At 54.8% G+C, this 22,463-nt stretch carries 24 protein-coding genes; 10 read left to right on the top strand and 14 right to left on the bottom strand.

Annotated elements, in window-relative coordinates:
* Positions 1 to 10 precede the first annotated feature (10 nt).
* The 8 genes from B7994_RS05765 to B7994_RS05730 form a co-directional block, all read right to left on the bottom strand.
* Complete coding sequence (locus B7994_RS05765) at positions 11 to 1,738, bottom strand: FISUMP domain-containing protein (protein WP_158213090.1); 1,728 nt, start codon at positions 1,736 to 1,738, stop codon at positions 11 to 13.
* 62 nt (positions 1,739 to 1,800) lie between these two features.
* A complete protein-coding gene (locus B7994_RS05760) occupies positions 1,801 to 2,769 on the bottom strand; it encodes a lipopolysaccharide assembly protein LapB (RefSeq protein WP_233143067.1) in 969 nt (322 codons plus the stop codon).
* Positions 2,759 to 3,400, bottom strand: coding sequence for an energy transducer TonB (locus tag B7994_RS05755; RefSeq protein ID WP_088637504.1), 642 nt, complete (start codon positions 3,398 to 3,400; stop codon positions 2,759 to 2,761). Before B7994_RS05755 ends, B7994_RS05760 begins: the two co-directional genes overlap by 11 nt.
* Complete coding sequence (locus B7994_RS05750) at positions 3,400 to 3,804, bottom strand: biopolymer transporter ExbD (protein ID WP_088637503.1); 405 nt, start codon at positions 3,802 to 3,804, stop codon at positions 3,400 to 3,402. The genes B7994_RS05755 and B7994_RS05750 overlap by 1 nt, the downstream gene beginning before the upstream one ends.
* Positions 3,801 to 4,490, bottom strand: a complete 690-nt coding sequence (locus tag B7994_RS05745) for a MotA/TolQ/ExbB proton channel family protein (protein WP_233143066.1) — start codon at positions 4,488 to 4,490, stop codon at positions 3,801 to 3,803. Before B7994_RS05745 ends, B7994_RS05750 begins: the two co-directional genes overlap by 4 nt.
* Positions 4,491 to 4,493: 3 nt before the next feature.
* A complete protein-coding gene (locus B7994_RS05740; RefSeq protein ID WP_088637502.1) occupies positions 4,494 to 6,005 on the bottom strand; it encodes a MotA/TolQ/ExbB proton channel family protein in 1,512 nt (503 codons plus the stop codon).
* Complete coding sequence (locus tag B7994_RS05735) at positions 6,005 to 6,796, bottom strand: DUF3450 family protein (protein ID WP_088637559.1); 792 nt, start codon at positions 6,794 to 6,796, stop codon at positions 6,005 to 6,007. Before B7994_RS05735 ends, B7994_RS05740 begins: the two co-directional genes overlap by 1 nt.
* Before the next feature lie 69 nt (positions 6,797 to 6,865).
* Positions 6,866 to 7,639, bottom strand: a complete 774-nt coding sequence (locus tag B7994_RS05730) for an ankyrin repeat domain-containing protein (RefSeq protein WP_088637501.1) — start codon at positions 7,637 to 7,639, stop codon at positions 6,866 to 6,868.
* Positions 7,640 to 7,750: 111 nt separating this feature from the next.
* Here B7994_RS05730 and B7994_RS05725 point away from each other — a divergent pair, with 111 nt between their 5' ends.
* Positions 7,751 to 8,530, top strand: a complete 780-nt coding sequence (locus B7994_RS05725) for a hypothetical protein (protein ID WP_088637500.1) — start codon at positions 7,751 to 7,753, stop codon at positions 8,528 to 8,530.
* A 49-nt stretch (positions 8,531 to 8,579) separates the two neighbouring features.
* Here the strand turns inward: B7994_RS05725 and B7994_RS05720 are convergent, their stop codons facing one another.
* Genes B7994_RS05720 through B7994_RS14055 form a run of 3 tightly spaced genes read right to left on the bottom strand, consistent with a single transcriptional unit; the run spans position 8,580 to position 11,261 of the window.
* On the bottom strand, positions 8,580 to 10,874 hold the full coding sequence (locus tag B7994_RS05720; protein ID WP_088637499.1) for a LysM peptidoglycan-binding domain-containing protein: 2,295 nt from the start codon (positions 10,872 to 10,874) through the stop codon (positions 8,580 to 8,582).
* Positions 10,871 to 11,071, bottom strand: coding sequence for a hypothetical protein (locus B7994_RS13895; RefSeq protein ID WP_144063770.1), 201 nt, complete (start codon positions 11,069 to 11,071; stop codon positions 10,871 to 10,873). The genes B7994_RS05720 and B7994_RS13895 overlap by 4 nt, the downstream gene beginning before the upstream one ends.
* Positions 11,072 to 11,087: 16 nt before the next feature.
* Positions 11,088 to 11,261 (bottom strand): hypothetical protein, encoded by a 174-nt coding sequence (locus tag B7994_RS14055; protein WP_158213089.1) that lies wholly within the window; start codon positions 11,259 to 11,261, stop codon positions 11,088 to 11,090.
* Between the two features lie 55 nt (positions 11,262 to 11,316).
* Here B7994_RS14055 and B7994_RS05715 point away from each other — a divergent pair, with 55 nt between their 5' ends.
* Entirely contained in the window at positions 11,317 to 13,443 is a 2,127-nt protein-coding gene (locus B7994_RS05715; protein WP_088637498.1) for an OmpA family protein, read from the top strand.
* Positions 13,440 to 13,925 (top strand): 8-oxo-dGTP diphosphatase, encoded by a 486-nt coding sequence (locus B7994_RS05710; RefSeq protein ID WP_088637497.1) that lies wholly within the window; start codon positions 13,440 to 13,442, stop codon positions 13,923 to 13,925. Before B7994_RS05715 ends, B7994_RS05710 begins: the two co-directional genes overlap by 4 nt.
* Before the next feature lie 3 nt (positions 13,926 to 13,928).
* Here the strand turns inward: B7994_RS05710 and lptE are convergent, their stop codons facing one another.
* Positions 13,929 to 14,453, bottom strand: a complete 525-nt coding sequence (lptE, locus tag B7994_RS05705; protein ID WP_088637496.1) for an LPS assembly lipoprotein LptE — start codon at positions 14,451 to 14,453, stop codon at positions 13,929 to 13,931.
* A 51-nt stretch (positions 14,454 to 14,504) separates the two neighbouring features.
* Here lptE and B7994_RS05700 point away from each other — a divergent pair, with 51 nt between their 5' ends.
* The 6 genes from B7994_RS05700 to serS all read left to right on the top strand — a co-directional run bounded on the left by B7994_RS05700 (position 14,505) and on the right by serS (position 19,089).
* The gene (locus tag B7994_RS05700) at positions 14,505 to 15,245 is read left to right on the top strand and encodes a hypothetical protein (protein ID WP_088637495.1); all 741 of its coding nucleotides are present in this window, start codon (positions 14,505 to 14,507) and stop codon (positions 15,243 to 15,245) included.
* Positions 15,199 to 15,369 (top strand): hypothetical protein, encoded by a 171-nt coding sequence (locus B7994_RS14050; protein ID WP_158213088.1) that lies wholly within the window; start codon positions 15,199 to 15,201, stop codon positions 15,367 to 15,369. Before B7994_RS05700 ends, B7994_RS14050 begins: the two co-directional genes overlap by 47 nt.
* Position 15,370: 1 nt before the next feature.
* Positions 15,371 to 15,829, top strand: a complete 459-nt coding sequence (locus B7994_RS05695) for a S24/S26 family peptidase (protein ID WP_088637494.1) — start codon at positions 15,371 to 15,373, stop codon at positions 15,827 to 15,829.
* Positions 15,826 to 16,095 carry a PqqD family protein gene (locus B7994_RS05690; protein ID WP_088637493.1) on the top strand — a complete coding sequence of 90 codons (270 nt, stop codon included), beginning with the start codon at positions 15,826 to 15,828 and terminating at the stop codon, positions 16,093 to 16,095. Before B7994_RS05695 ends, B7994_RS05690 begins: the two co-directional genes overlap by 4 nt.
* Entirely contained in the window at positions 16,092 to 17,735 is a 1,644-nt protein-coding gene (locus tag B7994_RS05685) for an ABC transporter ATP-binding protein (protein ID WP_158213087.1), read from the top strand. Before B7994_RS05690 ends, B7994_RS05685 begins: the two co-directional genes overlap by 4 nt.
* 67 nt (positions 17,736 to 17,802) lie before the next feature.
* On the top strand, positions 17,803 to 19,089 hold the full coding sequence (gene serS, locus B7994_RS05680; RefSeq protein ID WP_088637491.1) for a serine--tRNA ligase: 1,287 nt from the start codon (positions 17,803 to 17,805) through the stop codon (positions 19,087 to 19,089).
* A gap of 130 nt (positions 19,090 to 19,219) precedes the next feature.
* Here serS and B7994_RS05675 read toward each other — a convergent pair whose 3' ends face one another.
* Positions 19,220 to 20,248, bottom strand: a complete 1,029-nt coding sequence (locus B7994_RS05675) for a fibrobacter succinogenes major paralogous domain-containing protein (RefSeq protein ID WP_158213086.1) — start codon at positions 20,246 to 20,248, stop codon at positions 19,220 to 19,222.
* 141 nt (positions 20,249 to 20,389) lie between these two features.
* Positions 20,390 to 20,803, bottom strand: coding sequence for a type I restriction enzyme HsdR N-terminal domain-containing protein (locus tag B7994_RS05670; RefSeq protein ID WP_088637489.1), 414 nt, complete (start codon positions 20,801 to 20,803; stop codon positions 20,390 to 20,392).
* Between the two features lie 357 nt (positions 20,804 to 21,160).
* On the opposite strand from B7994_RS05670, the gene B7994_RS05665 reads away from it, so the two are divergent.
* Positions 21,161 to 22,462 (top strand): pyridoxal phosphate-dependent aminotransferase, encoded by a 1,302-nt coding sequence (locus B7994_RS05665; RefSeq protein WP_088637488.1) that lies wholly within the window; start codon positions 21,161 to 21,163, stop codon positions 22,460 to 22,462.
* Position 22,463 lies beyond the last annotated feature (1 nt).

The raw sequence follows: 22,463 nt of genomic DNA, 5'->3' as shown, positions 1-22,463 counted from the left end.
ATGTAGAAAGTTAATCCTTGATACAACGAACGGGGTAACCATATTTGCGGGCATCTGCTTGCTGCAACGGACTAATCTGATACAACGAGTTATATATGGCGATAACAGGATAATAGTTTGAACTCGCAATATCTTCCCCTGCAGGCGCTCCCGCAATATACGTCTGAACATGCTTCTGCGACGAAAGCCAGATATTATAATGGTCTTGTGTATCCACAAAGCTTCCGTCTGGATCCCTGCGGCCCATTGGAAGCGTGGAAAAACCCGATGCGTTTTTCGCCACGCGCCAGTTGTCGAATTCCCATGCCACAACGGATTTAAACGCATAAGCATAGGCATAAAGATCACTAACCGGAGAGCCCTCCAATCCAGAAACAGCAAAGGCTGACTCCTGACCGTATCTTTCGAGTATATACAAAAGAAGAGTTCCCCAATCCGATACAGACGGAACATGCCAGCCATCGGGGCAAATGCCGTTAGCGGTCGTATCCAACGGCATTTCGAGAGTATCGCCAGCAAAGGATTCGTCTAGGTCCATTGCTGCCAAGAAGGAGTAGTAGCGACCGGCCTTTTCGCAGTTCTCCGGATTGTCCATATAGCACCAGCTATTCCCCTTCAGGTTCGGCGTCTTCACGCTGTCGGCATAATTCAAGTTCTCTGCCATCCATACCTGGGCCCCTATCGTCACTGTCCGGTACGTTTTCTGGTCACGGGAATCCGTCATGGTGCCGTACCCGATTGCAGGATTGAGGTAGTCCTCTCTCTTGAAATCCCACATGTTCGTGACTCTCCACCCTGAATCGGAACAAATGTAGTGCTTGTAGAATTCTACAGGGCCTTCAATAATTTCATTCGTAGCCTTCGAACAATCCTTGCCGATTGTATTCCGCTCTATTTCCGTCGCTTCGCGCCAACGGCCATTATCGCAGATGAAGCGAACAAAGTAGTAATTCTCCGTAAAATTACCCTTTATGATTTTACCTTCAACGCATTCGTTTCCATAGGCATTGTATTCCGCATAGTTCGACGGACGCCAGCCGTGTTCATCGCAAGTATAGAACCCGTTTCCCTTGTGGACGATTTCGTAACGGTTCTGCGGGAGACACACCGGCAACACATCTTCTGCATTTGTCGAATCCTTTAGGCAACGCACCGAAGCCCCTGCAATCGAATCATCACACAGGAAGTTCAGATGGTAGTTTGAGATAAATGCCTGATAGCAGCCTGCTTTCGATGTTGCAAGGTACGCGTTTAGCATTTTATCACGATAAGAACCATCTACAGAACGGTAACCGGCTCCCGGAATGCCAAAGGAAAAAGCATTATTTCCGGATACGTACCATGTCTGTCCATATCCCTGCAGGCTCTTGGCTGGCGGGATGTCGGGCTCCACTGCGGCGACATAGTCTATCAGGTCTTGCCATTCCCGTTCGGACGGAATATGAAATTTTTCCGGGCAGAGATTCTCTGTTCCGGAATCATACAGACGGCCAAGAATTTCACAATTTGTAGTATCGTCGTCGTAGCACCAGCTGGGTTCCGCTTTGTATTGCAGATTCTCTGCAAGCCACACCTGCGTCCCTATCTGCGTTGTGGTATAGGTTCGGCCATCCCTGGAATCCGTAATGGATTTCATCACCGTAGTTGTAGGCCGATTAAGTTCTTCTTCGTGCGAAGACGTATCGCTACAGGCAACAAAAGAAAGGACAATAAAAGATATGGTCAGTAAGTACTTCACAAAAGCTCCCATTTTCTCCGTAGATTTGTGTTGTGAAATATAAAAAATATGCGCCGTATAGATTACTTTTTCTCGCGGATTCGCTTGTACAGACTTTCTGCCTTCTCGGTATCGCCCGCGTTGGAGAACACGTGGCCCACATTCTCGGCACCGATGCGGCCCTGCGAACTGCCTGCAAGCCAGGCCTTCATGTAGCATTCGAACGCTTCATCATAGCGCTTCTGGTTAAAGTAAATCTGCCCCAAATCCAAATTGAGGTCGCCCTTGCCCTTGTTGTGCCGCAGGCCTTCTTCCAGCGTAAAAATCGCCATCCACGGGGAATTGTTCTGCACGTACATCTGCGCAAGGTAACGGCGGGCGGAAACGTTTTCCGGGTCCATCAGCAGGCCGTTCTCCATTTCGTTCAGGGACTGCCGCGTGGAATCCATGCTGCGGTAGTAATACGCGAGCGTAAAGTGGACGTCGGCACCCGCGGTAGCCGTCATCTGGAGTGCGTTCTGCAAGGTCTTGATGGCGTATTCGTAATCGCCCAGTTTTTCGTAGACTTCGGCAAGCCCGTACCAGGCATCCATGCGGTCAGGGTTCAGCTGCAAGGCGCGTTCGAAGTTCTTCTGCGCAAGCGTCCAGTCTCGGCCCTTCAGGTAACATTCCGCAAGCGCGAAGTGCACGTGGTCAGATTCCACCCCGAGTTCAATGGCACGCTTGTAGGCCGCAATCGCATCGCCCGGAGAATCTGCGAGGTAGTAGAGGTCGCCCAGCAGCATCCAAGCCTTCTCGAAATTCGGCAGGAGTTCCACGGTGCGCCTGTAGGCCACCATCGCGACCTGCTTGCGGTCGAGCTGCACCAGCGCATTGCCTAGATTAAACCACGCGAAGGGCTCGTAACGGCCCTCGTCAATCGCCGCACGGTAAAGCGGTACCGCTTCCTTGAACTTTCCTTGGTCGTAAAGTTCATTCGCCTTGAAGAAATAATCCTCCGCCGCGAAAATCGGCACGGCAAGCAACAACAAACACAGAAACCTACTTAACAAAGCGGAACTCCTTTGTGGCCTTCTGTGCCACGGGATATCCGCCCAAGTGCGCGGGACTGAACTTCCACTGCCTTACAGCCTTCAGGGCCTCGTTCTCGAAACCGTAGCCCGGAGGGTCGAGGCTCATTACGCTTGCCTGCGCCACGTCGCCATATACGTCGATAACGATCATTACCTTCACGTAGCCCGAAACACCGAGTTTCTTAGCTCGTGCGGGGAATGTCGGCTGGACTTCCTTAAGAACCTGTGCCTGTTCGTCCACCTCGCCCGCTTCGTAAACCACGTTCTCCATCGAGCCCGTACCTACGGCAACGCCATCGCCTGCCGCACCGCGAGCAAGCGAAAGGTCCATCTGGAAATTCTGGCTACGGGATACACCCATATTCGAGGTAATCTTGAACGGGTTCGGGTTCACGATGGTGCGAATCACCTTCTGCTTTACCTCGGGCTTCTTCTCGCTCACGAGTACTTCTACTTCCGTTACGGTATCGAGTTCCTTTTCCGTCTTTACGCCCTTGTCGAAAAGTAGGGCGTTCAGCACCGGAATCGCAAGGAAGAACACCGCGCTCACGATAAACGAGAGCACGAATGCCGCCGGGAACCGGAAATATTTAGCGAGAAAATCGAGCACTACTCCTCTTTATTTGCGGAAATGGAAACCTTGCGGACTTTTGCCAGGTTGCATTCGTCAAGGATATCGACCACCACGCCATTGGGGGCATCGCGGTCGCTCACGATAATCACGGGCCTATCTGGAGCTTCCGCCATCATCTGGCGTAACACCGTATTCAAGGTCGAAAGGTTCACCTGGGTCTCGTTGATGTGTATCGTACCCTGGCGCGTCACGCCTATCAATATGCTTTCCTTCGCGAGTTCCTTCGCGGAACTTGCCTTCGGCTTCGTCACGTCCACACCCGTCTCGCGCGTGAACGTCGATGTCACGATAAAGAAGATGAGCAGGATGAACACCATGTCGAGCATCGGCGAAACATCTATTCCGCCCGCATCGCGTGTCCTTTTACGTATAAAACTCATTTATCCTCCTCCGCGGAACGCTCCGCGATGGAATCGGCCGGTTCTGCCGCGCCATTTTCAAAAACATACGATTCGTATTTCAACGCCTCGCTCCAGGCGCTGTCCTCAACCTTCTCTACGCAACTGGAGAGGTAGTTGTAGGCAAGCATCAGCGGAAAAGCCACAAGCAAGCCCGCTTGCGTCGTCAGGAGTGCTTCCGAGATGCCGTCGGCAAGGAGCACCGGGTTCCCGAAGCCGAACTGCTGTATGGTCTCGAAGGTATGCACCATGCCCGAGACCGTACCCAAGAGGCCCATCATGGGCGCAAGTGCGGCGCATGTAGAAATGGTCTTGAGCGACTTGGAAAGGTTCACGGATATGCGGTGGCGCGTAGCCTCCATCGCATTGCGCACAGCAACGGGGCCCAGCCCGCGATACTGCCGCACGTCACTTGCCAGCGCATAGAAATACCCGTAGGGGCGCTTGCCGAGCGAATTGAACGCAACGGACTCGCCCTTCCTCTGCAGGTTCTTCCAGAATGCAGAAACGGACCGGCCCTTGAGCATGAAGTAGTAGCCGTAGCGTTCGAGCATCAGGAACCAGCCAAACCACCCGAGCAAGAAGATAGGCGCAAGCACCCACCCTCCCCTGAGGAGGATGTTCATGGCCGCTTCGAAAAGCGAATTCTGATCAACGCCCGTAATCAAGGGCTACTTTTCCTTTATCCAGAGGGCATTGAGCACGGCAAGCCCGGCCTTTTCCATACGGCTGCGCAATGCATCGCAACGGTTCACGAGGAACGTGTGCAACAGCTGCAGCGGGATAGCCACCATAAGGCCCGCTTCCGTAGTCACGAGGGCAATGGAAATGCCGCCCGCAAGGAGTTTCGGGTCGCTGGTGCCGTGCATCGTGATGACGTCGAAGAGTTCAATCATACCCATCACCGTACCCAGGAGGCCCAAGAGCGGTGCGGTAGAAGCAAACACGGAGACCCAGGTAAGGCCAGATTCAATCTTCGGGACTTCGGCAGAGAAGAGTTCTTCCAGGGCCTTTTCTGCAGGGGCGCGGCCCGGGTAATCCTTACCCAGTACAGTCCGCAACACCTTCCCTACCTTGCCGTGGGACTTTGCGGACTGTACGCGCGCTGTCTCCACGTCGCCCTTCTCGAGTGCCTTCAGCGCGCGCCGCGCCGAAAGCCCGCCGAAACTAGCCACCATGATCCATACGAACTTGATGAGGAATATCAGGAGCCCGAGCCCGAACAATGTCGCAATCGGGTACATCAGGATACCGCCATTCTTGAAGAACTGCTTGAAGTCGTCCTTCCAGGTGGTTTCCGTATGGTTCGCCAGTTCGCTCGAAAGTTCCGTACTCAGGAGCACGTCCACCGGCACCATCACGAACGCGGAATCGTTCACGTTCGCATATACTTTCGCAATATTCTTCTTCGTCTCGGGAGTCAGGTTTTCCTGCCAACTGTACACGCGCTTCTTTTCGCCTGCAACAGGGAGCATCAACGCCGCCGGGTGGAGCCCGTTGATATCGACGGTGCTCGCCATCTGCATGGCATAGAGGCCACCCAGGCGCATGCGGTCGCCCTGCGCAACGGCAGAACCGAACATCAGGTCGGCCTTCTCGACATTCGACTCACGGGTAAACGCCATCTCGGCACGCGCCGCATCGAGCACGCCCTTCGCAATGCGCAGCGGGTCGTCGCGGTAGAGCGACATTTCCTTCTTCACCTTGTTCTGGATCTCTACGCGTTCAGCAACCTTGAACGGTACACCCTGTTCCTGGAACTTTGCAAGCGTCTCGAGGCGCTCGGGGCCAGCAGCAAGGGACAAGTACTCAGCACGAGCCTTTTCGGCCTGGAGTTTCACCTGTGCCAGGTCTTCGCGGGCAACGCGCACATCCTCGAACAGGCGGGCACGTTCCGACATCAACGCATCGACCTTTTCCTTGCTCTCCTGGTACTTCTCGTTGAACATCTCGCGTTCCTGGTTCGCCGTCTCGCGGTCCTTCCAGCGGGCGGCTACCGCCATGTCACGTTTTTTGCGGGCCTCTTCCAGGTCGGCCTTCGCGCTATTGAGTTCGGCGCGCTTCTTCACCGCATCGATGTCGGAAGCCTGCTGCGCATGGACTGCGGGAGCGAATAAGGCAAGAGAGGCAATCAAGGCAAAGGACGGAAGAACCCGTTTCATATTCCACATTTCACGCTTCATTATTCGGCCTCCTTCGGGAAGGCGACCGGAATGGTCACGAGTCTCGGCGCCGTTTTCCCTTCGGCAACCTTCATCACGTCCTTCAGTACCGTACGCATCGCGAGGTCATCGGACACATTCTTCCAGGTGTATCCGCCATCGGCGGTACGGGCAAGCCAGAGCACGTCGTTGCCGTCGTTGCTCACGAATATCGAGGCCACAGCACCGTAACGCAGGTATGTTCCAGGCACGCTGCGCGCATCCACCTGCAAAAATCCCTTCCACACCTCGGTCGTATAACCAAGCCTTATGCGGTCATAAAAGACTTCGAGCGTGCGGTTCAGGGCATCGTCAGCCTCGATGACGCCCTTGTGGAGCTGGTCGGCAATCTCCTTTACGCTCTTTACGGTTTCCTCGTTCCGGTAAGGGAAGTCCGACTCGAAAACAGGCACCAGCGAATCGATGACCTTCGCGAAGGACTCGTTGTACTTTACCTTGCGGCTTTCGTACCAGCGCACTGTGCCCATCGTCTTCTGGCGCACTTCGGAAATGTGCGAAAGTTCCGCCTTGAGGGAATCGATTTCGGCCTTGAGTGTCTTGTTCTGCGAAGCGAGGGCCTGCACCTTCTTGCGGCCGACCTCGACAAATTCCGCATGACGTTTCTTTTCCGCATCATGCATGCTCTTTTCTCGGCTGGTCTCGGCCTCTACCGCTTTGATCTGACGTCGGACGCTTTCGACAGTTTCCTGCGCACTGCACAGGACTGCAGAAAGCCCTACACATAAAAGTAAGTTCGTGAAGGAAAATTTCATAAGCGAAAAATACAAAGAACCGTGGCCATTAGACCACGGTTCCTTGTGAAAAAATGCAATAATTACGGCTTACTTCTTGGAATCCTTGAAGTACTGCGGAGTGTTCTTGGCGCCAGCCTTCTTCAGGGCCTTGATCAGGCGGGTGTAGCCTTCGTTGGTGGCCCAGTCGAGCACGGAGTAGCCCTGGCCGCACTTGGCATTCACGTCGACACCCTTCTCGATGAGGAACATCATGGCGTCGTAGTTGCCAGACTTGACCGTCCAGTGAATCGGGAGGTAACCGTCCGGGCCGCGGTTGTCGAGCGGAGCGCCGGCGTCGGCGAGAACCTGGAGCATGTCAACCTTGCCCGTCTTGGCAGCGATAAGCACGCCTGTACCGAGAGAAGCCGGATCAGCGCCTTCCTTCTTGAGCTGGTCGATGAGAATCTTCACCACGTCGGTATTGCCCATCATCACGGCGTTGTCGAGAACGGGTTCGCCGAGGCTGTTCTTGACGTTGGCCTTGGCACCATGGTCGAAGAGGTAGTTCAGCACCATCACGTTACCCTTGTTCGCGGCAATGGCGACAGCGTTGTTGCCATTATCGGCAGCGGCATCAATTTCGAAAGCGGCCTTCAGGAACACGGTCATCATGAGGGTATCGCTGTTGAAGGCATAGTTAATGAAGTTATTGGCGTTAAGAGCAATATGCTTGGTTTCGAGAGCCTTGCGAACTCCCTGCGGATCGCTCTTGGCAAGGAACTTCTGCACGGAGGCAGGATCCTTAAAATTGACATCATCGCCACAGGCGACTAGGGATAAGGCGAGACCGAGGCCACAAATTCCGAGAAGTGTTTTCTTCATTTTTTTACTCCAAAGGGTGATTTTTGTTCTTCTGCCACTAAAACTACACTTTTTTTCCCAAGTTTATCCACATGAAAACAATTTTTTTTCAAAAAAATTAAATTTACCACTATGAGTAAAAAAATATTTGCTTTTGTCCTTGCCGCCTGCGCCTTTTCCCAGGCTGACACCGTCTTCATCGACAATTCCATGGCCGCTTCCCAAAAGAGCGACACCGACGAGTACGAGGAGCGCTTCGCCATCGGCCCCTATGTCGAGTTCACGAACATCAAGATGGGCAACGTAAACTGGTCCTACAAGGTTAACAACCGCAAGTACGACATCGACGTGAGCAATACGTACACCTTCGGTGGTACGGGCATCCTCCCCTTCAACAACTATGTCGGTATCTACGCCATACTCGCCTATCAGTTCCTGGGCGTGGACTACCAGGACAGGAACCTCAAGGAAGGCTACAGGCTACAGGAAGAGATGGAAATCGAGTACGACGGATGGAACGTACCCGTCGAAAAGGAAGATGTCAAGGGCCATCACAAGATTCACATTGCGCTTGCCCAGATTGGCGTAGATTTCGGCGTCCCGCTGTTCACCAGCTATAATTACCAGTTCATGTGCAAGCTCTACGGCTTTGCCGGCGGCATCACGGGCAAGACGTTCTTCCAGAACGATTCCAAGTACCTTGCCCCCGCCATCTGGGGCTACACCTACGGCGCAGGCCTGCGGATTGCGTTCCATGCGCTGACCATTGCCGGCGGTATCCGCAATACGCATGAATACTTCCACACCTACTACGAACAGCCCATTTCGGACAACAAGGATGGCGATGAATTCATGCTCGATTTCGATGCCTTCCTGCAGCCCTACGTGAACTTCACGATAGACCTGTTCTAGAGCCTAGTTCTAATGCAAAAAGGCGGCCTTAAGGTCGCCTTTACTTTTTTTAGGGTTTCTTGATCTTCAGCTTGTCGCCGGCCTTTATCTTGGTATCGGCCAGGTTGTTCCACTTGACGATGCTGTCGATTGTCGTCTTGTAGCTCTTGGCGATATCGAACAGGGAATCGCCCTGCTTCACCGTGTAGGTGATAAACTCGCCCGACTTGGCCGTACTGGCGGTACCCGCAGTGGCCTTCGTCGCTCCGCCACGCACAACGAGCGTATCGCCCGGATGGATATTCGCGTTGGAGAGGTTGTTCCACTTCATCAGGTCTTCGACCGTGCAGGAGAACTTCTTCGAGATGTAGTACAAGTTGTCGCCCGATTCCACCACGTAGGTATTGCCCTTGAGCACAGGCTTCTTGTCGTCTTTCTTGGCGTCGGCCTTCTTGGCATTTGCACCCTTGCCCGCGGCATTCTTGTCTGCAGCTACATATTTCGGCTTCTTGGGCGGTGTGTAGGCAGGCACGACCAGCGAATCGCCAATAGAAAGGCGCTTCACGAATCCTCCATTCGCCTGCATCAGGAGTGCAACCGGGATTTCCAGTGCCTGGGCTATATTGGCGTAGGTATCGCCCTCGCCTACCACGTAGCGTTCGCCCTTCTTGAGTTCAATCTTCCTGGATTCTCCCGAGGGGCGCATTTCGGGTTTCGAGACGTACAGCGTATCGCCGCGCTTGATGACCGCTGCGGCATCGAGGGAATTCCATAGGCGCAAGGATTCCTGCGAAACACCGAACTGGCGGGCAACAGACGCGAGGTTATCACCAAGTTCCACCACGTAGGTGCGGACCTTCATGGGCTTCTTGCCCGAGGACTTGCGCGGCGTGACCTTGATCGGAATAAGCAGGGTCTTGCCCTGGCGCAGTTTATCGTTCTTCAGGTCATTCGCCTGGCGGAGTTCCGTGACCGTGATACCGTACTGGCGGGCAATGGCACCGAGGTTCTCGCCTTTCTTGACCTTGTGGTGGTGCCAGCTCGAGAAGTTGTTCTTCTGCATCCTGTCATAGCCCTCGACAAATGCCGAACGGGTTCCGACAGGAAGCCTGAGCAGGTATGAATCCGTATTTGGGGGCGTACACCACATCACGAGTTCCATGTTCAGGGTACGGAGGGTATCCTCGGGGACCTTCAGGAGTTTCGCAACCTCTTCGAGCGGGAACGAGTCGAACACGGTGACCGTATCGAATTGAGGGCGGAAAGTCTGCTTCACGTTCATGTCGTACTGGTCGGGGTAATGTCCGATGACCATTGCCGCAAGGATACGCGGCACGTAGTGCATGGTCTCTTTCGGGAGTTCCAGGTCCCAGTAAGATACGGGAAGAGTCGTGTCGTGGGTCGGGTCGGCCTTCCATTCACGGATTTCGCGACGGATTCGGCCTTCACCGCAGTTATAGGCGGCCATCGCGAGGAGCCAGTCGCCAAACTCGCTATACAGGTACGAAAGGTAATTGAGGGCAGCCTCGGTAGCCAGTTCCGGGTTACGGCGCATGTCCACCCAGTAGTCGACGCTCAGGCCATAGCGCTTGCCGGTCTCCGGGATAAACTGCCACAGGCCCGAAGCCTTCGCACGGCTGTAGGCCTTCACCTTGAAGCCGGATTCCACCAGCGAAAGAAAGATAAGGTCGCGCGGCATGTTGTGCTCGGCGAGCTTCGCATAAACCATCGAGTCATAGGCCGTCTTGCGACTGAGGGAGCCCTCGGTAAAGCTCTTCGCCTTGGTGGTGAGGTAGAATATTTCCTGCATCACGCGCTCGTTGAACTTCACAGGCAGGGTGAAATCGGCAACATCCATGGAATCGAGCTGGTCCTCGATGCTCGTCAGCGCCGCGCTGTCGGCGAGCACGCTCTCATCCTGGTATATACCGTCCAGCGGGCCCTCGTCGGGATTAATCACCTCGTTGGGGTAGACTTCGTCGAACGCGCGTATAATAAGGACAGACATCTTGAGCCTGTAGAGGGAATCCTCCTTCGGGCTCACGTTTGCGTAGGTAGAATCAAAATGTTCGGTAACGAGATTGCGCAGCGACCTCTGGAGGTAGCGCCTAGCGGCGTTCCATTCCTGGTTGTCCATCGCCTGCAATGCATACTGGTAGTTTTCCCACGACGGGCGGATGGATAGCGAATCGGAGACCTTGAACCGGAGGGACCATTCCGCAAAGGAAACCGTATCGCTCACAGGCGGCTCAGCCACCTGCACATCGGCAATACCGGATGCAGCCTGCTTTGGAGCACAGGCCAGCAGCACGGATGTAGCCAAGAGGGCAATTGATATGCCCGCAAGCCTAAACCAGCGGATCACTGGTCGTAGTCCAGGTCTTCGGCGTAGTCCGACCAGATCTGGTCGCGCTTAAAGGAAGGCTGGTCGAAGTCCACTTCTTCGTCCACTTCTTCCTCTTCTTCGATTTCCTCTTCTTCCTCTTCGTTAGAGAAGGGCATCGGGGCATCAAAACCATCATTCTTGGGGCGGCGACCGCAATGATAGGCGAATTGTAACATAATACCTCTTAATTCTCTATAACACCCGCGCCATGCCATACAGGATTACACCGCACATGACCAGGGCTGCGACCATCTGAAGAAGGATAATCACGCGGTTTACGTGGTACGCCTTCTGCGCTTTCCTATGCCAGGAAGGTAAATCCTGATTCTGTTTTGACACGAGACTCACGGAGGCAAATATATACATAATCTTTAAAATGGAAATAGGAAAATCAAAAAAAAATTAAATTTTTAGGCGGATTATGAAAAAAATCCTCTCTACACTGCTTATTTTAGCCTCAATCCTCCATGCCCAGATAGGCATCGGCAGGAACTTGGAAGGCGTGCGCGTTCCGACGGCGAACACGCTCGAGCAGGGCTTTCTGTTTATTTCGGGCAGCTACGAGACGATAAACGACGGCCACGCGCTCGCCATGAACGGCTATTCGCCGGCCGGAACAGACTCCATATACGAACTGGACAAGAACACCCCCTCCTCGGGAGGCGCTATCTCGTTCGCCTTCGGCGTTACAGACAACTTTGAATTCGGCGCAAGCTTGCCACTCTACTACGAGGGCGAAATCGAGGGGACCGACCTCGACGGCTTCGGCATCGGAGACTTCCTGGCCTACCTCAAGTATTCCTACCCCATTCCCACTACACCGGTGAACGTCGGTTTCCTTATCGAGGCGGCCGCTCCTACAGGTGCCAAGGGAATCGGTTTCCGCCCCAGGCACCAGTGGTATATCTACGAGGACGAGGATTCCTACGCCTTTACGGCGGGCAAGTGGGCGCTCCTCTTCGAAGGTCTCCTCTCGGTCAACATCAACGACATCCTCTACTGGAACTCGTACATGGGCTACCTGCATGTAACGAACTCCGATAACCATTCCTTGCTGTGGGGTTCGGGCTTCGAGCTGTTCCCCAAGAAGATTGTATCGGGTGTCATCGAGGTGACTGCAGAAACGCAACTGTTCCGCGACAAGTTTGCCCGTTCCATCATGAACGATGTATTCCGCGTAACGCCCGCGGTAAAGATCCACCTGCCCAACATGCTCAACCTGATGCTCGGCATGGATGTCGGTTTCGACTTCGTACGCGACATGAATCTGGGTAACAGCATCGAGGTCCACCGCAGGCACGATGGCCGCAGCCTCGAATACAATATCCGTGGCACGCCAGAATTCTCGATGGTCCTCGCCATTACGAAAACAATTGATTTCAGCCACAAGGACAGCGACAACGACGGCGTCATTGACCGCGAGGACCTGTGCCCCAACACCGAACTCGGGGTCGCAGTCAACACCAGGGGTTGCCCTGTCGACCTTGACCTCGACGGAGTCATGAACTTCTTTGACGACTGCCCGGGAACCCCGCGCGGAGTCGGCGTCGACTACCGTGGCTGCCCTATCGATTCCGACAACGACAGCGTCCCCGACTACATCGATATTTGCCCGAACACACCGGTTGGGACGGCCGTCGACAGTGTGGGCTGCATACGCGATAGCGACAACGACGGCGTAGACGACAACCGCGACAGGTGCCCCAACTCCCTTTCGCGCGACAAAGTCGACGAATTCGGCTGCCCCCTCGACGACGACCACGATGGCGTCCTGAACGAACGCGACTCGTGCCCCGAGACCCCACGCGGATACCCCGTCGACATACACGGCTGCCCGCTCGATTTCGACAAGGACGGCGTCCCCGACGAAATCGACATGTGCCCCAACAGCCATGAGGGCGAAATTGTCGACGACGACGGTTGCCCTGCCGACAATGACCACGATGGTGTTCCCGACAGCAAGGACGAGTGCCACGACACGCCTGTCGGATTCCCGGTAGACCAGAACGGATGCCCGTCTGACCACGACCACGACAGCATTCCCGATGCAACGGACAAGTGCCCGAACACTCCCGCACGTGCTCCTGTCGACTCTCTCGGGTGCCCCATAGACACCGACGGTGACGGAATTCTAGACTATCTCGACAAGTGCCCGGGAACATTCCAGAACGTCCTTGTCGGTAACAACGGCTGTCCTCTGAAACCCAGGAACAACCTGAACTCGCTTGCTACGCGTATCAAGTTCAAGAATAATTCCGATGTCCTGCTGAATTCGAGCTACACGTCGCTAAACGACGTCATCTACCTCATGCGCAAGAACATCTTTATCCTCGAAATCCAGTGCAGTTCCCCCAGCGGGCAGGAAGTCTCCGAGAAGCAGGCCCAGGCCATCGCCGACTACCTGGTTGAGAAAGGAATCGACGAGAAGCGCATCAAGGCCAAGGGGTATGGAACGAAGCTCCCGCAGGGCGAACAGTTCAAGCACTGGAATTCGAGCGGAGTGCGCCTGATTCCCTACATTGAAGAAACAGCCGAAGAACAAGAATGATAAACACGACCCTCTGCTACATCGAGCAAGACGGCAAGTACCTGCTGCTCCACCGTGTCAAGAAGAAGAACGACATCAACAAGGACAAATGGATTGGTATCGGTGGAAAGTTCGAGGAGAAGGAATCTCCAGAGGACTGCATCCGCCGTGAAACGCTCGAGGAGACCGGTCTCACGCTTGTACGCCCCCAATACCGCGGAATCGTGACGTTTATCAGCGACGGCATGCAGGAGACAGAGTTCATGCACCTGTTTACGGCGACCGAATTCACGGGGACTCTAAAGGATTGCGACGAGGGGACTCTCGAATGGGTTCCCAAGGAAGACGTGATCAAACTCCCCCACTGGGACGGCGATCTGATATTCCTCGCCCTGCTCGAACGTGGAGAACCGTTCTTCTCGCTTAAATTGACTTACGTAGGTTCGACACTCACCGAGGCCCTGCTGAACGAAAAGACCGTTCACGTCTCGGATTTTATCTAGCGACTACCATTTAGCGAGGGCGTTCGCGATAATAAGATCCTGCAGTTTCTCGATAGCGCGGGCCTGGCCATGGCGGTCCTCGGCCTCATTCTTCTGCACGTCGTACACACCTTCTGCAGAAAGCGACTTGTTCTCGTAGATGATGCGTTCCTTCACGTTATCGTAGAACTTCACGCTCACGCGGATGGATACGCGGTAGGTTTCCACGTCACTGTTGCTGTTGTAGTTCTCGGGCTTGTTCGTGTAGCTGAGCAGCGTTATCTCGAAGTCGGCATTTGCTTCCTCGTTCACTAGGCGTACGCCACCCGCGTTCTTCTTGAACATTTCGACAACAGCCGTGTGGATACTGTTTGCAAGCACCGGATCGAGCGTCTTGTCATCGACATCGTGAATCTGTACAGTCTTGATGTGGCTCGGGAGCGTACTCGCTGTAAAGCTGTAACAGCCGGCCAACACACACATAGCCACAAGCAGGGCGCTAACCGCAATGAACATCGACGGAGCAATTTTCCGTAAGATCTTTACCATGTTGTAAATGTAGTTTTATTTTTATATTGTATAAAAAAGGACACCGCAAGAATGACCGCACGCTCGTACAAAGTCGCAGGGCACGTGTTTACGCTCGAAACGGACCTCGATATCGGAGGTGGGCTTGAGAATTACGCCCCGTTCGCCATTACGGCAAGCGACCCCTCGCCTACCGTCTTTACTCTGCGCATCGTACAGACAGGTTCGATGATTGAATACGCCGAGGAAACCAGGCAGGACGAAGAAGGCCAGCAGATAATTTGCGGACACACGCCAGACGGCAAGAACGTTTTCGAGTTCAGGCTCGCCCACAGGCTTTCCGGTACACTTGTCTGCGAGAACGGCTACAAGAGTGCTACCGTATACATAACGGACTATGCTTCCCGTTACTGCGTCAACAACGCCCTGATGGTCCTGTTCGCCCTCGCAACCGCCCCCCTCGGTACGGCACTTTTCCATTCGGCAGTAGTCGTGCACGGGGGCCACGGATACATGTTCCTTGGCAAGAGCGGGACTGGCAAGAGCACCCACGCAAGGCTCTGGCTTGAAAATATCGCCGATACTTCGCTCCTGAACGACGACAACCCGGTGGTGCGCGTGCTCCCCGAAGGCATCCGCGTCTATGGTTCCCCATGGAGCGGCAAGACCCCGTGCTACAAGAACGAATCGTACCCCCTGGGTGGCATCGTGCTCCTGGAACAGGCTCCGTTCAACAAGATTCGGGCGTTGCGTGGGGTCCCAGCGCTTGCCGGCTATCCTCACGAGCATATCCGGCAAGCGCTGGGACCGTAAAATTGCCGACGGGCTACACAATACCGAAAATGCGATTGCACGCGATGCCCGTGTATGGCACCTGCAGTGCCTGCCCGATGGTGATGCTGCAAGGACATGCCATAACGCCATAAAGGTTTCTTAGCATGGAACAGGCTTTGGCAAGCGATAGCGCAATTCTTTCCGAGGCCATCCGGCTCGTGAGCGAAGGAATATCGGTCACCTTCCCCGTCAACGGCAGGAGCATGCTCCCGTTTATCGTCGGCGGGCGTGAAAGCGTCATTCTCGAAAAGCCGCTTGCCATACAGGTCGGAGACGTCGTCCTCGCCTACGTGGAAAACTGCCGCTATGTCATCCACCGCATTGTTAAAATAGACGGCGAGCACGTTACGCTCATGGGCGACGGGAATCTCTACGGAGTCGAGCACTGCAGCCGGCAAGACATCAAGGCAGCAGCCACCTACGTAGTGAGCGCCGGCGGAAAGAGGCGCTCGCTCGTTTCTGCGTCGGCTCGTCGCCGCGCCAGGCTCTGGGGCAGGCTCAAGCCCATCAGAAAATGGCTACTATTGGTATATCGCATTATCCGCAAGGTAAAAAGCTTATGAAACTGAAAGAAGGATTCGTGCTGCGCGACGTGTGCGGCGAACAGGTCATCATGGGAGAAGGCATCGGGGCACTCGACTTCGGGCGTCTCCTGTGCCTCAACGAGACGGCGGCATTCCTCTGGAAAAAGGCCGGCGAACAGGGAGACTTTTCCGTAGATTCCCTCACCGACGCCCTCTGTGAAGAATACGACGTGGCACGCGAACAGGCTATTGCCGACGTGAATTCCATCGTCGGCGAATGGAAGAAGGTCGGCGTCGTAGAATGAAGTACGTAGCCTGGCTATGGCAGAATACGCGAGGGACGCGCCTGAATAGTTCGGTGCGTATCCTGTTCGGGACCGCTCAGGTCGGGCTCGGACTCCTGATGGTATGGCTCTCCAAGCGGTTTATCGACGAGACCATCCATACGGGCAGCAAGGATGATATCGTGCAGATGATTATCCTGCTTGCGCTCACGGTACTCGGCCGCATATTGCTCCGCCAGGTTTACTTCTACATGACGACAGTAGCATCGACCTGCAAGTCGAACGAACTGCGTCTCAGCCTGTTCTCGAAACTCTTTTCCAGAAGGCTTTTCGACGAGAATGAGCTCCACTCCGGCGATATCACCTCGCGCCTGTCCAAGGACATCGATTCTGTTTCAGGCGTAATCGCAGAAACAGTCCCGCAGATGGTCGTGACAGGCATCCAGCTGCTGGGTGCATTCCTCCTCATGCGTTTCTTCGACGCCTGGCTCGCCTGGGCACTTGTCATCTTCACCCCGCTCGCCATCATCCTCGGCAAGTTCGTCGCACGCAAACTCAAGCGCATGACCCTCGACATCCGCGAAAAGGAAAGCCAGATACAGATGCACGTGCAGGAAGGCGTCGAATACAACGCGGTCCTGCGTTCCCTCGGGAGCGAACAGTGGGTTGCCGACCGTCTCGATTCCATGCAGCAGGAACTCCGGGGCAACGTACTGCGACGCACGCGTTTTTCCGTCATCACGAGGTTCATGCTGGGTATCGCCTTCGGGTTCGGCTACCTCGCCGCATTCATCTGGGGCGGCCTCGGGCTCTATCACGGAACCATCACTTTTGGCGTGATGACATCGTTCCTGCAACTCGTAGGTCAAATCCAGCAGCCAATTCTTTCGCTCCTGAACATGACCCCGCAGGTCATACACTCCACAGCAAGTATCGACCGCCTTGAGGAACTGCAGACAGATGAAAGTAATGAACCCCGGACGGATAATCAAATTTTGAATAGCGCGGGCATTCGGTTCGACGATGTCACGTTCAGGTACGCAAAGGGCGACCGCGAGATAATCGAGCACTTTTCGCACGACTTTAAGCCGGGAACAAAGACGGCGCTCCTGGGTGAAACCGGCGCAGGAAAGACAACGCTTTTCCGGCTCATGCTCGGGTTTGTCGAGCCCACTCTCGGGAATGTCTCGGTTTATGAAGCGCAGTCTTACTCGGGCGACAAACCAGCTACGAGCATTCAGGCAGGCAAATCCACGCGCGCGAACTTCGTATACGTTCCGCAGGGCAACACGCTCATGAGCGGCTCCATCCGGTACAACCTGCTGCTTGCAAGGCCCAATGCTACCGACGACGAGCTGAAGGCCGTACTGCATACCGCCTGTGCGGATTTTGTGTTCGAACTCCCCGATGGCCTTGATTCCGAACTCGGGGAACGCGGAGGCGGGCTCAGCGAGGGCCAGGCACAGCGTATCGCCATCGCACGCGGGCTCCTGCGTTCGGGCAGCATCCTGTTGCTCGACGAAATCAGCGCTTCGCTCGACGAGGAAACCGAGCGAGAACTGTACACCCGCCTTTTCGCCGCCTACCCCGAGAAGACGATGATCTTCATTACCCACCGAACCGCCATCTGCACCCTCTGCGACGAGATTGTGCGGGTCTGACGCTGACTCGGCCCGCGGCTTTTTTTCTATATTCTCCGCGTAAAATTTTTATCATCCGAGGCATAAAATGCTTGACATCAAGAAAATCCGCGAAAATCCGGAATACTACATTGCTGAAACCGAAAAGAAGTACACGACCGTGAGCCTGAAGGACGTCCTCGCCATCGATAACGAACGCCGCCCGCTCCTCACCGAAGTGGAACGCCTCAAGAGCGAACGCAACGCCGAATCCAAGCGCATCGGCGACCTCAAGAAGAAGGGCGAGAACGCCGACGAGGCCGTTGCCGCCATGCGCGCCCTCGGCGACAAGATCGACGAACTCGACAAAAAGCTCAAGGACCTCGACTACAAGCAGACCGAAATGCTCATGCACGTGCCGAACATTGCCCCGCGTTCCCCGGAAGGCAAGGACAGCTCGGACAACGTGGTGGAGAAGGACGGCCCGATTCCTGCCGACTACTACACCAAGAACGATGACTTCGCCCGCGTGGACCACAAGACCCTCGGCGAACGCCTCGGCATCTTTGACTTTGAACGTGGCGCCAAGATTTCCGGTTCCGGCTTCCCGGTCTACCGCGGCTGGGGTTCCCGCCTGGAACGCGCCCTCATCCAGTTCTTCCTCGACGAACACATGAAGAACGGCTTCGAAGAATTCACGCCGCCGTACCTCGTGACCCGCAATACCATGCGTGGCACCGGCCAGCTCCCGAAGTTCGAAGAAGACATGTACCGCTGCGACAAGGACGACGACCTGTTCCTCATCCCGACCGCAGAAGTGCCTCTGACCAACCTTTACGCCGGCGAAGTGATTCCGGAATCCGAACTCCCGAAGCGCATCTGCGCCTACTCCGCCTGCTTCCGCCGCGAAGCCGGCTCCTACGGCAAGGACACCCGCGGTCTCCTCCGTCTGCACCAGTTCAACAAGGTGGAAATGGTCTACTTCGCCCACCCGGAACGTAGCTACGAAGACCACGAAGAACTCACCCGCTTTGGCGAAATGCTTTTGGAAAAGCTTGGCCTCCCCTACCACCGTCTGGCCCTCTGCAAGGGCGACCTCGGTTTCGGTGCCGCCAAATGCTACGACCTCGAAGTCTACGCCCCGGTCGAAAAGAAGTGGCTCGAAGTCAGCTCCTGCAGCAACTTCGAAGACTACCAGGCACGCCGCGCCAACATCAAGACGAAGATCGGCGGCAAGAACGTCTACGTGCATACGCTGAATGGTTCTGGCCTTGCAACGCCGCGCGTGATGGTCGGCATCTGCGACAACTACCAGCAGAAGGACGGCTCGCTCAAGATCCCTGAAGTGCTGCGTCCGTACATGGGCGGCATGGAAGTCATCGAGCCGAAGAAGTAAGGCAAAACGCGAACACCTTCGCGCCCATCACTCCATAAAAATTAAATCCCGCATTAAGCGGGATTTCTTTTTGCATTGAGAGCATCGTCATGGCGAACTCGATTCGCCATCTTATTGGTATTTCTTGTTTTTAGTGTTTCTTGTTCTTCAGGCAGCGTACTGAATACGCATACAGCTTGCTCTTGCTGTAATCGCCGAGGAACTCGTCATTATCGTAGTAGAGGTTCCAGTACGGAGCATGCGAAGCCGAAGCCTTGCTCTCTTCGGCGACCCAAAAATCGGCATCCTTGCCCAATTCCCTGAATACGCCCTTCGAGTTCCTGAATCCGGAAGCCATCGCGCCGAACCCGAATCGATCCGTACCTTCGGGCCATTCCTCGCTGTTCATCCAGGAGAACTTCATCTTGAGGAGCGTACCGGACCTTTCCTTTTCAAACTTGTTGTGCTTCTTCATGTAGGCGATAAGCGCCTTCATGTCGGCACTGGTCGGCATGTGGAAGCCGTCGGGGCACACACCCTGGTGTTCCTTTGTCAGTTGCGCAGCCGCCGATGTCGTCGCAAAGGAATCATCGAGCCCCATTGCGGATGTCCAGGAATAAAGCCTGCCGTATATCTTGCAGCTTTCGTTCTGGTTGTCGTAGCACCAGCTGTTCTCGGCATTGTAGTTCAGGTTCTGCGCCATCCACACCTGGCTGCCAATGGTTACGGTCCTGTACATCTGGCCGTCGCGCTTGTCGCATAGAACGCCTTCGGGCACTTCTTCGCAGTAAACGGGCGGCGGCGGTTCGGGTTCCGAAGAAGACGAGACTATGGGAGCCGGAACGACGCGCGCAACGCTCTGAGCACTCGACGACGAAGAAAGGACTACTTCTTCAGAAGAAGATTCTGGTTCAGGAGCCCCGGACGCGGCAGTTGCAATATCGGCCGAAACCGGATCCGCTGGAACTGTATCGGCCGACGAAGAAGCAACCCTCTCGTCACGATAGACCATTGGAACCGGTGGCGGAATCAGCTTGACGTCTTTCCTCGGTTCGACCTTTCCAGGCTGAACCTGCTCGACGGTTGTCGGCTTGATTTTCTCAGCAGGCTTATCTTGATTACAAGCAAAAAACACCCCTGCAAGAGCAAGGAGTATTCCATCTAGAATAATTCTTCTCATTTCCTTCACGGAAAAAAATATATGCTTTTTTTCAGTAGAAAATCAGAAGAAAAAAGAAAAATGTTTGTAAAAGGGAAGTGTTTTTTAAGTTTATTCGGAATATTTCACCTTATAAGGGGTGGATTTGAACAAAATCGTATTTCAAAAAATGGGTAAACCGACAATTTTTGAAAAGCGTCTTGTCGCCGCATCGTATTCAAAATAGGCGGTAGCATCGCCTAGCGCGAGCATTACGTACTTGGGCGTCAAGACCTTCAGGTAGCGGTTGAGCTGCACCTGCAGTGAGTCCCACGTGTATTCGCCGGGGGCTTTGCATTCCACCAGCAGCCACGGCTTATCGAGCGGAGAGCCCTCACGGAAATTGTTGACGATGATGTCGACGCGGTCATCCGTCGCAGGTTCGATGGCGCACAGCCCGAACTCCACCGTTATCAGGTGTGCGGGCACCTTGACTACGTCCAGCAGGAACCGGATAGTCGCCTGGCGCACGTGTTCTTCGGGCGTGGCGGGAACATCCTTCTTGCGGATCGGGTCATACAGGGTCTCGTGAGTCATGGCCTGAATATAGAAATCTAAACGCAGTAAATAACAACCTTGACAAAACACCCATACCCAAACTATATTTCTGCACATGAGCAAAATCTTTGGACAGAACTTCATCGCAGCAGCAGCGATTGCAGCAAGCCCGGCAGCAGCCCGAGCTATTATGGGGCTGTCCAGAGAAACCAAAGTCTGCAAGGCATAACGCCAAAATCCAGATAGCAAGTTTCAAGGGCAGCCCCGCAAACAGCTGCTTTTTTTATTTACCCCCATTTTAACCACTAACCACAAGGAACAACGGAAATTCTTGAACAATTTTATGCTATAATTACAGCGCAAAAAGAATTTTCGATACCTATACAGGAGCATAAAATGCGCAGAAGACTTTTGAGCGAAGGTGCCAAGGAACTCTCTTACGAAATCCGCGAGATCGTGAAGAAGGCAAACCAGCTCAAGGCACTCGGCCTCCCCATCCACTGGGAAAACATCGGCGACCCGATCGAAAAGAAGTGCCAGATTCCTGACTGGATCAAGGACATCGTGGTCGACCTCGTCAAGACGAACCGCAGCTACGGCTACTGCCCCTCCAAGGGCATGCTCGAGACCCGCGAATTCCTGGTAAAAGAGAACAACAAGCTCGGCGGCGCACAGATCAACGTCGACGACATCCTGTTCTTCAACGGCCTCGGTGACGCCATCGCCACCATCTACGGCCTGCTCTCGATGAACACCCGCATCATCGGACCGGCCCCGGCCTACTCCACCCACAGCTCCGCCGAAGCGGCACATGCCCACACGGCCCCCATCACCTACAGCCTCCAGCCCGAGAACCACTGGTATCCGGACCTGGATGAGCTCGAGAACAAGGTGAAGTACAATCCGAGCATCGCGGGCATCCTCATCTTGAACCCGGACAACCCGACCGGCATGGTCTACCCGCTCGACATCCTCAAGAAGATTGTGGACATCGCGAAGCGCTACAACCTGTTCATCATCTGCGACGAAATCTACAACAAGATTACCTATAACGGCGCCCACGCCTACGCTCTCGCCGAATACATCGGTGACGTTCCGGGCATCGCGCTCAAGGGCATTTCCAAGGAATACCCGTGGCCGGGCGCTCGTTGCGGCTGGGCCGAATACTACAACCGCGACAAGGACGAACAGTTCGACGCCTTCTGCCGCGCCATCGACAACGCGAAGATGGTGGAAGTCTGCTCGACCACGCTCCCGCAGATGACCATTCCGCGTGTGCTGGGCGATCCGCGCTTTATCGAACACCGCACCGCGCTGAACGAGAAGATTGGCCGCCGCAGTGCCATCATCAACGAAATACTTTCCGACATTCCGGAACTGTACTTCAACCCGACCTACGGCGCATTCTACAACACCATCATCTTCCGCGAAGGGACGCTCAACAGCCACCAGAGCTTGAAGATTGACAACCCGATCATCAAGAAGAAGGTGGAGGAATGGTGCAGCAAGACCACGAACCTGGACTACCGCTTCGTGTACTACCTGCTGGGCGCGAAGGGCATCTGCGTGGTTCCGAGTACCAGCTTCTGCACTGACTTGAAGGGCTTCCGCGTGACGCTCCTCGAAGAGGATGAAGACGAACTGCGCAGCGTGTTCACCACGATCCACGACGCCATCGTGGAATACCTGCACAGCTAAT

It is taken from the genome of Fibrobacter sp. UWR2 (assembly GCF_002210285.1).
Lineage (GTDB): Bacteria > Fibrobacterota > Fibrobacteria > Fibrobacterales > Fibrobacteraceae > Fibrobacter.
The sequence above is the reverse complement of the archived record's forward strand: the minus strand, read 5'-3'. Positions and strand labels throughout refer to the sequence as shown.